This is a genomic window from Streptosporangium sp. NPDC020145 (assembly GCF_040631275.1).
Lineage (GTDB): Bacteria > Actinomycetota > Actinomycetes > Streptosporangiales > Streptosporangiaceae > Streptosporangium.
In genome coordinates this window covers 77,857-90,329 of sequence record NZ_JBEXZT010000012.1, presented here as the reverse complement: position 1 = coordinate 90,329, position 12,473 = coordinate 77,857, and the positions used below count along the sequence as shown (strand labels likewise).

At 72.1% G+C, this 12,473-nt stretch carries 13 protein-coding genes; 12 read left to right on the top strand and 1 reads right to left on the bottom strand.

Translation table 11 applies throughout. The features are described from left to right. The first annotated feature begins 24 nt into the window (after positions 1–24). The 4 genes from ABZ463_RS22485 to ABZ463_RS22470 are packed head-to-tail and all read left to right on the top strand — an operon-like array spanning position 25 to position 3,730. Positions 25–921 carry a MoxR family ATPase gene (locus tag ABZ463_RS22485; protein WP_352008978.1) on the top strand — a complete coding sequence of 299 codons (897 nt, stop codon included), beginning with the start codon at positions 25–27 and terminating at the stop codon, positions 919–921. A gap of 19 nt (positions 922–940) precedes the next feature. Further along, the gene (locus ABZ463_RS22480) at positions 941–2,056 is read left to right on the top strand and encodes a VWA domain-containing protein (RefSeq protein WP_362778587.1); all 1,116 of its coding nucleotides are present in this window, start codon (positions 941–943) and stop codon (positions 2,054–2,056) included. Further along, positions 2,049–3,155, top strand: coding sequence for an XdhC/CoxI family protein (locus ABZ463_RS22475; RefSeq protein WP_352008980.1), 1,107 nt, complete (start codon positions 2,049–2,051; stop codon positions 3,153–3,155). Before ABZ463_RS22480 ends, ABZ463_RS22475 begins: the two co-directional genes overlap by 8 nt. Further along, positions 3,152–3,730 (top strand): nucleotidyltransferase family protein, encoded by a 579-nt coding sequence (locus tag ABZ463_RS22470; protein ID WP_362778585.1) that lies wholly within the window; start codon positions 3,152–3,154, stop codon positions 3,728–3,730. Before ABZ463_RS22475 ends, ABZ463_RS22470 begins: the two co-directional genes overlap by 4 nt. A 2-nt stretch (positions 3,731–3,732) precedes the next feature. Here the strand turns inward: ABZ463_RS22470 and ABZ463_RS22465 are convergent, their stop codons facing one another. After that, positions 3,733–4,635 carry an endonuclease/exonuclease/phosphatase family protein gene (locus ABZ463_RS22465; protein WP_352008982.1) on the bottom strand — a complete coding sequence of 301 codons (903 nt, stop codon included), beginning with the start codon at positions 4,633–4,635 and terminating at the stop codon, positions 3,733–3,735. Positions 4,636–4,832: 197 nt separating this feature from the next. Between ABZ463_RS22465 and ABZ463_RS22460 the strand changes: the two genes are divergently transcribed. From ABZ463_RS22460 to ABZ463_RS22425, 8 genes are all read left to right on the top strand, one after another. Next, a complete protein-coding gene (locus tag ABZ463_RS22460) occupies positions 4,833–5,873 on the top strand; it encodes an LLM class F420-dependent oxidoreductase (RefSeq protein ID WP_362778582.1) in 1,041 nt (346 codons plus the stop codon). A gap of 236 nt (positions 5,874–6,109) precedes the next feature. Beyond that, a complete protein-coding gene (locus tag ABZ463_RS22455) occupies positions 6,110–7,405 on the top strand; it encodes a dicarboxylate/amino acid:cation symporter (protein ID WP_352008984.1) in 1,296 nt (431 codons plus the stop codon). Between the two features lie 118 nt (positions 7,406–7,523). Beyond that, a complete protein-coding gene (locus tag ABZ463_RS22450) occupies positions 7,524–8,594 on the top strand; it encodes a Xaa-Pro peptidase family protein (RefSeq protein ID WP_352008985.1) in 1,071 nt (356 codons plus the stop codon). Between the two features lie 26 nt (positions 8,595–8,620). Then, entirely contained in the window at positions 8,621–9,181 is a 561-nt protein-coding gene (gene efp / locus ABZ463_RS22445) for an elongation factor P (protein ID WP_352008986.1), read from the top strand. Then, on the top strand, positions 9,181–9,591 hold the full coding sequence (gene nusB, locus ABZ463_RS22440; protein WP_362778579.1) for a transcription antitermination factor NusB: 411 nt from the start codon (positions 9,181–9,183) through the stop codon (positions 9,589–9,591). The genes efp and nusB overlap by 1 nt, the downstream gene beginning before the upstream one ends. 229 nt (positions 9,592–9,820) lie before the next feature. Continuing rightward, on the top strand, positions 9,821–10,579 hold the full coding sequence (locus tag ABZ463_RS22435) for a methyltransferase domain-containing protein (protein ID WP_352008988.1): 759 nt from the start codon (positions 9,821–9,823) through the stop codon (positions 10,577–10,579). Positions 10,580–10,624: 45 nt separating this feature from the next. Further along, positions 10,625–11,863, top strand: a complete 1,239-nt coding sequence (locus tag ABZ463_RS22430; RefSeq protein ID WP_362778577.1) for a DNA polymerase IV — start codon at positions 10,625–10,627, stop codon at positions 11,861–11,863. A 147-nt stretch (positions 11,864–12,010) separates the two neighbouring features. After that, positions 12,011–12,409: a DUF3040 domain-containing protein gene (locus ABZ463_RS22425; protein WP_352008990.1), complete on the top strand. Its 399-nt coding sequence runs from the start codon at positions 12,011–12,013 to the stop codon at positions 12,407–12,409. Positions 12,410–12,473: the final 64 nt, after the last annotated feature.

Here is a 12,473-nt window from a genome sequence, read left to right as displayed (position 1 = left end):
GCCCCCGCGGCGTAGCCTGAGGTGATGCTGAGGGGGACGGTCAAGACCTCTGACGTGGAGTCACCGGGACATCTGGGGGAACTCCTCGACCGGTGCGCCTACCTCGCGGACGAGGGGCTGGCCACGGCGGCGTTCCTGGCGCTGCGGATGGGCCGCCCGCTGCTGCTCGAAGGTGAGGCCGGGGTCGGCAAGACCGAGCTGGCCAGGACGCTCGCCACGGTGCTCGGCGCGCCGCTGATCAGGTTGCAGTGCTACGAGGGGCTCGACGGCCCCCAGGTGCTCTACGACTGGGACTTCGCCCGCCAGCTGCTGCACCTCAAGGCCGCGGAGGCGAGCGGGATCACCGACGCGGCGCGGCTTGAGGGGGAGGTCTACGACCGGCGCTTCCTGATCGCCAGGCCGTTGCTCAAGGCGGTGGAGACCCAGCCGAGCGTGCTGCTCGTCGACGAGGTCGACCGGGCCGACGTGGAGTTCGAGGCGATCCTGCTTGAGGTGCTGTCCGACTTCGCGATCTCCATCCCCGAGCTCGGCACGGTCCGGGCGCAGAGCCCGCCGGTCGTCGTGCTGACCTCCAACCGCACCCGCGAGCTGCACGACGCGCTGAGACGCCGCTGCCTCTACCACTGGCTCGAACACCCCTCCTTCGAGCGGGAGGTGACGATCCTGCTGCGCAGACTCCCGGGCTGCTCCAGGGCCCTGGCCGAGCAGGTGGCCGGGGCCGCGGGGCGGCTGCGCGAGGCCGGTCTGGTCAAGCCGCCGGGCGTCGCCGAGAGCCTCGACTGGGCCGAGGCACTGCTGACCCTGGGCGCCAGGGAGCTGGACCCCGGCCTGGCCGCGGCGACGCTGGGCGCCCTGCTCAAGCACCGCGAGGACCACGAGACGGTCCTCGGGAACGGATTCTTCGATGTCTCCCGTGGCTGAGGGCCCCCTGGAGGAGCCGGTGGACACAGTGGAGGACGCGGTGGAGGACGCGGGGCGCGACCTGGTCGCGGTCATGACCGGGTTCGCCAGGACGCTGCGCGCCGCCGGGGTGCCCGCCGACCACGAGCGGACCCAGGCCCTGTTGCGCGCGCTGGCCGTCCTCGGCGCGGCCGTCCCGCGCGGGGTCTACTGGGCGGGCAGACTCACCCTGTGCGCCTGTCCCGACGACCTGCCCCGCTACGACCGTGTCTTCGACGCCTACTTCGGCGGCACGCGGGCACGTCCGGTTCCCCCGCCCACGGTCAACGTCACCCGGGGCGTCACGACCCTGACCGGCACCCGGGGACAGGCGGGGGACGGTGAGGAGCGGGCGGCGGCCGCCAGCCCGGCGGAGGTCCTGCGCAACAGGGACGTGGCCGCGATGACCGGTGCCGAGCTGGCCGAGGTACGACGCCTGCTCGCCCTGCTGCGGGTGGATCGCGAGCGGCGCGGGTCACGACGGTTCGGCCCCTCCCGCAGGGGGCGCCTCGACGGCGGGGCGACGATCCGCGAGACCCTGCGGCACGGCGGCCAGACCGTACGGCTGCGCCACCGCGCCCACCGCACCAGGCCCCGCGGGGTCGTGCTGCTCGTCGACGTCAGCGGCTCCATGGCCCCCTACGCCGACACACTGCTGCGCCTGGGACACGCCCTGGTGCGCGCGGAGCCGAGGGCGACCGAGGTGTTCAGCGTGGGCACCCGCCTGACCAGGATCACCGCCGAGCTGCGCCCGCGCGACCCGGCGGCGGCGATGGAGGCCGTCTCCGCCGCCATCCCCGACTGGAACGGCGGAACCCGCCTCGGTGAGGAACTGCGGAGCCTCCTGCGGCTGCACGACGCGGCGGGCGCGACCGTCGTCATCGCCTCCGACGGGTGGGAGCGGGGCGACGCCTCGCTGCTCGGCGCGCAGATGGCCAGGCTGTCCAGGACCGCCCACCGGGTGATCTGGGTGAACCCGCACAAGGGGCAGGAGGGCTACCGCCCGCTCACCGCCGGGATGCGGGCGGCGCTGCCGTACGTGGACGACTTCGTGGCCGGGCACAGCCTGGCGGCCTTCGAGGCGCTGGCCCGGCTGCTGGGAGGGCGGAATGCGTGACATCCTCTCGCAGATCACGCGCTGGTGGGAGGCGGGTGAGACGTTCGGCCTGGCGACCGTGGTCGAGACCTTCCGCAGCGCGCCCCGGCCACCGGGAGCCTCGATGGCCGTCCTCGGGGAGGAGGCGGCGGGCAGCGTGTCCGGTGGCTGCGTCGAGGGAGCCGTCTACGAGCTGGCCCGTGAGGTGGCCGCCTCGGGGACCCCGGTGCTGCGGCGCTACGGGGTGAGCGACGACGACGCCTTCTCCGTCGGGCTGACCTGCGGGGGGATTCTGGACGTCTTCGTCGAGCCGGTCTCGCGCGGGACGTTCCCCGAGCTGGGGGAGGTCGCCGCGGCGGTGCGGGAACACGAGCCGGTCGCGGTCGCGACCGTGCTGTCCGGCCCGGGCGCCGTCGGGGCCCGCCGGGTGGTCGGCCCTGAGCGCGCCTCCGGCTCGCTGGGCCCGGCCAGGCTGGACGACGCGGTCGACGACGACGCCCGCGGCATGCTCGCCCAGGGTCTCACCGGGATCCGCCGGTACGGCCCGCACGGTGAGCGGCGCCTCGACGACCTGGCGGTCTTCGTGCACTCCTTCGCCCCGCCGCCCAGGATGCTGGTCTTCGGCGCCATCGACTTCGCCGCCGCGGTCGCCAGGATCGGCAGGTTCCTCGGCTACCACGTGGTGGTGTGCGACGCGCGTCCCGTCTTCGCCACGGCCAGGCGCTTCCCCGAGGCCGACGAGGTGGTCGTCAAGTGGCCGCACGACTACCTCAGCTCGGTCACCGTGGACGAGCGGACCGTGATCTGCGTGCTCACCCACGACCCCCGCTTCGACGTCCCGCTGCTGGAGGTGGCGCTGCGCACCCCGGCCATCTACGTCGGGGCGATGGGCTCACGCCGTACGCACGAGGACCGGCTGGCGCGGCTGCGCGAGGCGGGCCTGGGGGAGGAGGAGCTCGGGCGGCTGCGCTCGCCGATCGGCCTCGACCTGGGCGCGCGGACACCGGAGGAGACCGCGGTCTCCATCGCCGCCGAGCTGATCCAGCTGCGCTGGGGCGGCTCGGGACGGCCGCTGAGCGACGGCTCGGGCCGCATCCACGCGCCCGGCCGCCGGACATGACGCGGGCGGCGAGCGCGGGGCTGCTGCTGGCCGCAGGCGGCGGTTCCCGGCTCGGCACCCCCAAGGCGCTGGTCGAGCTGGACGGTGAGCGGCTGGTCGACCGGGGGGTCAGGCTGCTGCGTGAGGGCGGCTGCCATCCCGTGGTCGTCGTGCTCGGGGCCGCGGACGCTCAGGTGCGCGGGGCGGTCGTCGTGCGCAACCCGGACTGGCGGAGCGGCATGGGCTCCTCACTCAGGACCGGCCTGGCGGCGCTTCCCGGTGACGCGGAGCGGGTGGTGATCGCCCTGGCCGACCAGCCGTCCATCGGGCCGCGGGCCGTGCTCCGGCTGGTCGAGGCCGCGCGCCTGGGGGCCTCCGTGGCCGTCGCGACCTACGCGGGCAGGCGGCGGAACCCGGTGCTGGTCGCCAGGGAGCACTTCGCCGAGGTCGCCGGGCTCGCGGCCGGTGACGTGGGCGCCAGGGCCTTCCTCAGGGCGCACCCCGAACTGGTCGTCGAGGTGCCCTGCGACGACGTGGGCGACCCGGCTGACATCGACACCCCCGGCGACCTGGCGGCCTGGCGACGGCGGGGCTGAGATCAGGGGGTCTCCCGGTGCAGCCGGAAGGAGGCGACGGCGGCGCGGTGGTCACTGCCCGCCGCGGCCTCGACGCCCGCGGTGGCCGCGGTGAGGCCCCGGTAGAGGATGTGGTCGGGCCTGGTCACGGGGAAGGAGGCGGGCCAGGTGAAGCCGAACCCGGTCCCGGCCTCCTGCTGGGCGTCCAGGAGCGGCGGCACCAGGCCGGAGCGCTTACGGTCGGTCGTGGCGGTGTTGAGGTCGCCGAGCAGGAGAAGGCGCCGGCTGCCGTCGCGCTCGACGAGCCTTCCCGCCTGGGTGAGGGTCTCGTCCCGCTGGGCGGTCTGGCCGGGACGGGCCGAGGCCAGGTGCATCACGTAGACGGTCAGCCTGCCCTTCGGCGTCTGGACGACCGCCCGCAGCGCCCTGGCCCAGCCGAGGCCGATGTCCACCCGGCGAGCCTGCAGGATCGGGAACCTGCTCCACAGGCCGACCGTGTTCACCTGGTAGCGGTGCGGGAAGCGGTTGTCGAGCTCCTTGGCCGCGGGACCTCCCTCGGTCAGCTCCTGCACGGCGACCAGGTCCCGTCCGCCGGAGACGGTCCGTACGGCCTGCGCCGAGTCGCCGTTGGCCGCCCCCACGTTGATCGTGGCGACCGAGACGTCGCTCGGGCCGCCGGGGACGGCGCGCAGCAGCGTGGGGCCGAACATGATCCCCCAGACGGTCGCGGGCAGCAGCGCGGCGACGATCACCGGCCACGACCGGGTGACCAGGGCGCCGAGCAGCAGGAAGGGGACGGTGACGCCGAGCCAGGGCAGCAGGCTCTCCAGCACCGGGGTGAACCCTCCCAGGTCGGGCAGGAGTCCGTGGCCGCCGAGAACGAGGGCGAGCGCCCCCGCAAGCACCATGATCGCCCGCCTCAGCACACCGCTCCTCGTCCGCGCCACCATCGCGGGCCGTCCACCCCCGCCCGCACGGGCCTCCCGAGCCCGAGACCCGTACGCTACCGGCCTCGTGCGGGCGGCGCGGGTCTTGGAGCGGGCCGGAGGGAGTCGATAGCCTTCTGGGCAGAGAGAACGGAATAACATTCGGTTCCTGTGGCGCGGGAAGGACGATCCTGACGATGCGTATCGGTATGGCCCTGAGTTACGCGGGGGGCTTCAAGGAGACCGTGGACGAGCTGGTCGACTACGAGAGGGCGGGGCTGGACATCGTCTTCGTCGCCGAGGCGTACAGCTTCGACGCGGTCAGCCAGATGGGCTACATCGCGGCCAGGACCGAGCGGCTGCAGATCGCCTCGGGCATCCTGCCCATCTACTCGCGCACCCCCGCCCTGCTGGCCATGACCGCGGCCGGCATGGACTACGTCTCGGGCGGCCGTTTCACCCTGGGCATCGGCGCCTCGGGGCCGCAGGTGATCGAGGGCTTCCACGGCGTGCCGTACACCGCGCCGCTCGGCCGCACGCGGGAGGTCGTCGAGATCTGCAGGCAGGTGTGGCGGCGCGAGCGCCTGGAGTACGAGGGAAGGCACTACACCCTTCCGCTGCCCGAGGGGGAGGGGACGGGGCTGGGCAAGTCGCTGAAGCTCATCAACCACCCCGTCCGCGAGCGCATCCCCATCGTGATCGCGGCCATCGGCCCGAAGAACGTCGAGCTGTGCGCCGAGCTGGCCGAGGGCTGGGAGCCGATCTTCTACATGCCGGAGAAGGCCGCCGAGGTCTGGGGGGCCTCCCTGGCCGCGGGAGGGGCCAGGCGCGACCCCTCGCTGGGAGCCCTCGACGTCATCGCCCAGGCCCCGCTGGCCATCGGCGACGACGTGTCCGGCCTGGTCGACCTCGGACGTCCCGTCGCGGCCCTCTACATCGGCGGCATGGGCGCCAAGGGCAGGAACTTCTACAACGACCTGGCCCGCCGCTACGGCTACGAGAAGGAGGCCGAGGAGATCCAGGACCTCTACCTCGCGGGCAAGAAGGAGGAGGCGGCCGCGCTGGTCCCCAGGGAGCTGCTTGAGGCCGTCTCGCTGATCGGGCCGGAGGGTCATGTGCGCGACCGCCTGCAGGCGATGCGCGACTCCGGCGTCACGACCGTCAACGTCACCCCGCTCGGCCGTACCCACGCCGAGCGCGTCCGGCTCGTCGAGAAGGTCGGGGAACTCGCCTCCTGAGCCCTGTCCGGGCCTTCTCTGGCCGGGGAGAACGTGATACTGATCACAGGTATAGATGAAATTTCCTACCAGAATAGGTGGTTTCACGCCCTGTGAGGTTCTCCCCGGTGACCCCTCTGCTCGTCGGGCGGCCGTATGTGGATCTGTGCCGCCTGAACGGCCAGCTCTGTCACTGAACGCATTTCCCGCTCCCCTCCCGCCCCGCGCGGGCACGTTCTCACGTCGGAGTCGCGTTCATGAAGAAAGTCTCCTTCTCCCTGCAGTTGCTGCTCGGCCTGGTGGCCGGTGCCGCACTCGGCTTCCTCGCCCGCGCGGGCGAGATCGCCTGGCTGACCACCACCCTGACCGAGGTCGGCAGGCTCTTCGTCCAGCTCCTCAAACTCGCCGTCCCGCCGCTCGTCCTCACCGCGGTCGTGGTCAGTGTCGCCAACCTGCGCAACGTCGGCGGAGCCGCCAGGCTCGCGGGCAAGACACTGCTGTGGTTCCTGGTCACCTCGCTGATCGCGGTGGTCATCGGCCTCGGCCTCGGCCTGGTCATCAACCCCGGCGAGGGCGTCACGATCTCCACCGCCGGGGCCAAGGCCCCCGACCTCGACGGCGCGGGGACCTGGCTCGACTTCGTGACCGGGATCATCCCGACCAACGTCGTCACGGCCTTCACCGAGCTCAACGTCCTGCAGATCGTCTTCATCGGGGTCGTCCTCGGCGCGGCGGCCCTGGCGGTCGGCGAGGCGGCCGAGCCGTTCCTCGTCCTCAGCCGCTCGGTGCTCGAACTGGTGCAGAAGGCCCTGTGGTGGGTCATCAGACTGGCCCCGATCGGCACCGCGGGCCTGATCGGCAAGTCCGTCGCCGCCTACGGATGGGACCTGCTGGCCCCGCTGGCCAAGCTCGGAGCGGGCGTCTACGTCGGCTGCCTGCTGGTGCTGCTGGTGAGCTACCCGCTGCTGCTCGCCCTCGTCGGCCGGGTCAGCCCGCTGACCTTCTACCGCAACGCCTGGCCCGCGATCGAGCTGGCCTTCGTCTCCCGCTCCTCGATCGGGACCCTGCCGCTGACCCAGCGGGTCACCGTCGAACGCCTGGGCGTCGACCGCGACTACGCCTCCTTCGCGGTGCCCTTCGGGGCGACCACCAAGATGGACGGCTGCGCCGCGATCTATCCCGCCCTCGCCGCGATCTTCGTGGCCCAGGTGTACGACGTCCCGCTCGGCCTCGGCCAGTACCTGCTGATCGCGTTCGTCTCGGTGGTCGGCTCCGCCGCGACCGCGGGCCTGACCGGCGCGGTCGTGATGCTCACCCTCACCCTGAGCACGCTCGGCCTGCCCCTTGAGGGCGTCGGCCTGCTCCTGGCCGTCGACCCGATCCTCGACATGATCCGTACGGCGACGAACGTGGCCGGGCAGATCGTGGTGCCCGTGCTCGTCGCCCGTTCCGAGGGCCGTCTCGACGAGGCGGTGCTGAACGCCCCGCCGCTGCCCCTGGACGAGACGTCCGCCAGACCGCTGGTCACCGGGGGCGCCCCCGCCCCCGCCTGACGCCCCGAGATGGCGGGCGGCACCTGCGGCCCGCCACCGCCTCTCCCGCCCGCCGCCGCCCAAGGTGTGGCGGGCGGGGGTGGAGACAGGGGCGGAGGAGGTCAATAGCATGCGAGGCATGACCGCCACCCACGCCACGCGCCGTACGCGTCTGGCGGAGCTGCTGCCCGCCCACGACGTGGACGCCGTCCTGGTCACCCGGGGGGTGAACGTGCGCTACCTGACCGGCCTGGCGAGCTCGAACGCCGCGGTGCTGGTCACGGCGGACGGCACCGCCACGCTGGCCACCGACTCCCGCTACACGGAGACCGCCAGGCGCCTGTGCCCGGATGTCGAGGTGCGCCAGGAACGCGACGTCGCGGGAAGCCTGGTCGCGACGGCGGCGGGCCGGGTCGGCGTCGAGGCGCACCACATGTCCGTGGCCGACTACTTCCGTCTCGGCGGGGACCTGCCGCGGCTGAGCGGGCTGGTCGAGTCGGTGCGCAGGGTCAAGGACGAGGAGGAGATCGACCTCATCCGCACCGCCTGCGCGCTCACCGACCAGGCCTTCGGCGACGTGCTGCCCAGGCTGCGGCCCGGAGTGACCGAACGGGAGGTCGCCAGGGCGCTGGAGACCCGGATGATCGAGCTGGGCGCGGACAAGCCCGCCTTCGACTCGATCGTCGCCTCGGGCCCGAACGGCTCGATCCCGCACCACTCGCCCTCGGAGCGTCCCCTGCAACGGGGAGACCTCGTGACCATGGACTTCGGGGCGCTGTACGACGGCTACCACGCCGACATGACCAGGACCGTGGCGATCGGGGAGCCCGCCGCCTGGCAGCGGGAGCTCTACGACCTGGTCAGGGCCGCCCAGCGGGCCGGCCGCCACGCCGTACGGCCGGGCGCGCTCACCCACGAGGTGGACGCCGCGGCCCGCGACCTGATCACCGCGGCCGGGCACGGTGAGCGCTTCGGGCACGGCCTGGGACACGGCGTCGGGCTGGAGATCCACGAGGTGCCGTTCCTGGCTCCGCCGAAGCCAGACAGCGATGCCGGGCACGCTAGACTAGAGGATCGAGTTCCGGTCACCGTCGAGCCTGGTGTCTACCTGCCGGGTATGGGCGGCGTCCGCATCGAGGACACGCTCGTGACGCGTGATGCCGGACCGGAGCTTCTCACACGGACGACCAAAGAGCTGCTTGTCCTTTAAAGAGCGGCCGTACGCAGGAGAAACTAGTGGCGACGACGAACGACCTCAAGAACGGCCTGGTGCTCAAGCTCGACGGCGGTGAGCTCTGGACGGTTGTGGAGTTCCAGCACGTCAAGCCCGGCAAGGGCGGTGCGTTCGTCCGCACCAAGCTGAAGAACATCAAGTCGGGCAAGGTCGTCGACAGGACCTTCAACGCGGGCGTCAAGGTCGAGGTGGCCAACGTCGACAAGCGCGAGATGCAGTTCTCCTACATGGACGGCGAAGAGTTCGTCTTCATGGACACCGAGACCTACGACATGCTCAACGTCTCCCGGGTGGCCGTCGGCGACAGCGCCAACTACCTGCTGGAGAACATGCTCGCCACCGTCGCGGTCAACGAGGGCAACGTGCTCTACGTCGAGCTGCCCGCGGCCGTCGACCTGATCATCGCCGAGACCGAGCCGGGCCTGCAGGGCGACCGCTCCACCGGCGGCACCAAGCCCGCCAAGCTGGAGACCGGCGCCGAGATCAAGGTGCCGCTGTTCATCACGACCGGTGAGAAGGTCAAGGTCGACACCCGCACCGGCGAATACCTCGGCCGCGCCTGATGTCCGCACGGGGTAAGGCGCGCAGGCGCGCGCTGGACATCCTCTTCGAGGCCGAGGCGCGCAGCCAGGACCCGCTCGCGGTTCTGGCCGAGCGTCTCGAAAGGGCGGAGCCGCCCGTCAACGAGTACACCGCGACCCTCGTCGAGGGCGTGTGCAGGCACCGCGCGCGCATCGACGAGCTGATCACCACCTACGCCGAGGGATGGACGCTCGACCGCATGCCCGCGGTCGACCGCAACCTCCTGCGCGGCGGCACCTACGAGCTGCTGTGGATGCCCGACGTGCCCGAGGGCGTCGTCATCAGCGAGTGGGTCGGGCTGGCCTCCGAGCTGTCGACCGACGAGTCCCCGCAGTTCGTCAACGGCCTCATGGCCCGGTTCAAGCAGCTCAAGCCGTCCCTGGCGCTGTAGGTCACATCCGTGGGGAGGACCCCTCTCCGGTCCTCTCCACGGACGCGCCCGCGGGAGCCGTGAACGGACCTTTCCGTTCCGACCTCCTGAACCACGCGGCCCCGGTCCGAACTCCTTCCACGCCGGGGAAAGAGCAGATCGAGCCCGGCCCCGGTTCCTCCCCGGACGGCACCGGGTACGGCCCGGCGTAGGCTGGGGCTCGTACCGCGAAAGAGGAGGCGATCTTAAGTTGCGCGCCGTAGGCATCTCACGCCCGTCGGCCACTCCGGCGGTCCGCACCGCCGTCGTGTGGGACGTGTTGCGGGCAGTGCTCGCCGACCGGGTGGCCGCGACCGGCAGGGATCGGCTCGACATCGTCGACGCCGGAGGGGGCACGGGCGGCTTCGCCGTACCGCTGGCCGGGCTCGGGCACGCCGTCACCGTCGTCGATCCCAGTCCCGACTCGCTGGCCGCGCTCGAACGCCGGGCCGCCGAGGCCGGGGTCGGCGTTCGCGCCCTGCAGGGGGACGCGGCCGACCTGAAGGAGATCCTCCCCACGGACGGGGCGGACCTGGTGCTGTGCCACAGCGTCCTGGAGTACGTCGAGGACCCGGCGGGCGCCCTGGGCGCCATCGCGGGCCTGCTGCGCGAGGGGGGCGCCATCAGCGTGCTGGCCGCCAATCCGCTCGCCGCGGCCCTGCATCGTTCCATCGCGGGCCGGTTCGAGGAGGCACTGCAGGTCCTGGACGACCCGCAGGGGCGCTGGGGCGACCGCGACCCCACGCCGCGGCGGTTCACCCGCGAGACCCTGGCCGTGCTCCTGTCCGCCGCCGGGCTCACCCCCGGTGAGGTCCACGGTGTGCGGATCTTCGCCGACCTGGTGCCCAGCCGCCTGCTGGACGGGGAGCCGGGGGCCGCGCGCGCCCTGGTGGCCCTCGAACAGGCCGCCGCGGCCCACCCCGTGCTCAGGGACATCGCCACCCAGCTCCACGTCCTCGGCAGAAAGTGAGTTCTCGCCGAACGTGTGTTCCCATGTGTCTCGTACAATGGCCTCGTGTCGAGGAAACAGCAGGTGCCGCGTCCGGTCTCGGCGCTGGGCACGGACGACACCGGTTGTCCGATCCTCCACGTCGACATGGACGCCTTCTTCGCCAGCGTCGAGTTGCGTGAACGCCCCGAACTGCGCGGCCTGCCCGTCATCGTGGGCGCCCCCGGCCCGCGGGGGGTGGTGCTCAGCGCCACCTACGAGGCCAGGCGGTTCGGGGTGCACTCGGCCATGCCCATGATCCGCGCCCGGCGCCTGTGCCCCAGGGCCGTGATCATCCCGCCGAGCCGGGGAAAGTACTCCGAGGTCTCCAGGGGCGTCATGGAGATCTTCCGGACCTTCACCCCCGAGGTCGAGCCGATCGCCTCCGACGAGGCCTTCATGGACGTCGGCGGAGCGCGCAGAAGGCTCGGCCCGCCCGCCGCGATCGCCGCCATGATCCGTGAACGGGTCGCCGGCGAGCACGGGATCACCTGCTCCGTCGGGGTCGCCAACAGCAAGTTCGTGGCCAAGCTCGCCTCACAGCACTGCAAGCCGGACGGCCTGATGGTCGTTCCCGCGGACCAGGTCGTCGACTTCCTCCACCCGCTGCCCATCGCGGCGCTGTGGGGCGTGGGGGAGCGCACCGAGCGCTCCCTGGCGCGCCTGGGCGTCAGGACGGTCGGCGACCTCGCCAGGATCCCCGTCGAGACCCTCCAGCACGAGCTCGGCCAGGCCGTGGGAACCCACCTGGCGGCGCTGGCCTGGGGCCGTGACGAGCGCCGGGTCACCCCGCACACGCCGGACAAGAGCATCGGCGCCGAGGAGACATTCGCCACAGACGTCGACGACCCGGAGCGGATCCACCGGGAGCTGCTGCGCCTGTCGGAGCGGGTCGCGGCCAGGCTCAGACAGGCCGGTCACGCGGGCCGCACGGTCAGCGTCAAGCTCCGCAGGGCCGACTTCACCACCATCTCCAGGTCCCGCACCCTCAGAGAGCCGACCGACGTCGCCCGCGTCCTGTACGCCACGGCCCGCGACCTCTACGGCGCCTCCGGCCTGCTGGGAGTGCGGTTGCGCCTGGTTGGGGTGCGGGTCGAGAACCTCGTGCCGGCGGCCGGGGTGACCAGGCAACTCGGCCTGGGGGAGCGCGAGACGGGCTGGCGGGAGGCCGAGCAGGCGATGGACAGGGCGGCCCGCAGGTTCGGTCAGGATGCGGTGCTCCCGGCGTCGCTTGTTCGCCCGTCGTTTGGTGAAATAGATCTATGACACCGCCTCCGGTTTGGACTACGTTGGACGTTTTCTTTCGTCTACGTCTACAGCCTCGTATTCTGGGGATAACCGACCGCGAGGTTCGGACACCCCGTGTCGTCCGTCACCGTCTTCCCCGTACTGGGGCTGTCCTTGGGAGGCGCCGTGCCGCTCTCTGAGCACGAGCAGCGCTTGCTCGACCAGATCGAGCAGGCCCTCTACGCCGAGGACCCGAAGTGGGCCAATACCGTAAGGATCAGTGATCCACGCAGCCATTACAAGCGCCGCCTGGTGAAGGCCTCCATCGGCTTCGTCCTGGGCGTCGTCCTGTTGATGGTCGGCGTCGTGAACTACATCCCGCTCGGAGTCGGCGGTTTCGTGGTCATGCTCGCCGCGTGTCTGTGGGGTCTGTCCAGCTGGAAGCGCATGAACGGCTTCGGTGAGACCTCAGGGGCCGGCGGCCCCTCCCGCCAGACGGGCAGGGCGGGCCGCAGGAGTGGTCCCAAACCGAGTTTCATGGAGCGGATGGAGGAGCGCTGGCGCCGTCGTAACGACGAGCGCTGAGCCTCTCCCCGCACCCTCTGGGACGGCACGCCCTCGGGGCACGGAGTTCGGCCGGGTCCCGTGC

Bases quoted from the DNA above. Each gene is read 5' to 3' on its own strand.
- ABZ463_RS22485 (WP_352008978.1), top strand. From the start codon at position 25: ATGCTGAGGGGGACGGTCAAGACCTCTGACGTGGAGTCACCGGGACAT.
- ABZ463_RS22475 (WP_352008980.1), top strand. From the start codon at position 2,049: ATGCGTGACATCCTCTCGCAGATCACGCGCTGGTGGGAGGCGGGTGAG.
- ABZ463_RS22470 (WP_362778585.1), top strand. From the start codon at position 3,152: ATGACGCGGGCGGCGAGCGCGGGGCTGCTGCTGGCCGCAGGCGGCGGT.
- ABZ463_RS22460 (WP_362778582.1), top strand. From the start codon at position 4,833: ATGCGTATCGGTATGGCCCTGAGTTACGCGGGGGGCTTCAAGGAGACC.
- ABZ463_RS22455 (WP_352008984.1), top strand. From the start codon at position 6,110: ATGAAGAAAGTCTCCTTCTCCCTGCAGTTGCTGCTCGGCCTGGTGGCC.
- ABZ463_RS22450 (WP_352008985.1), top strand. From the start codon at position 7,524: ATGACCGCCACCCACGCCACGCGCCGTACGCGTCTGGCGGAGCTGCTG.
- nusB (WP_362778579.1), top strand. From the start codon at position 9,181: ATGTCCGCACGGGGTAAGGCGCGCAGGCGCGCGCTGGACATCCTCTTC.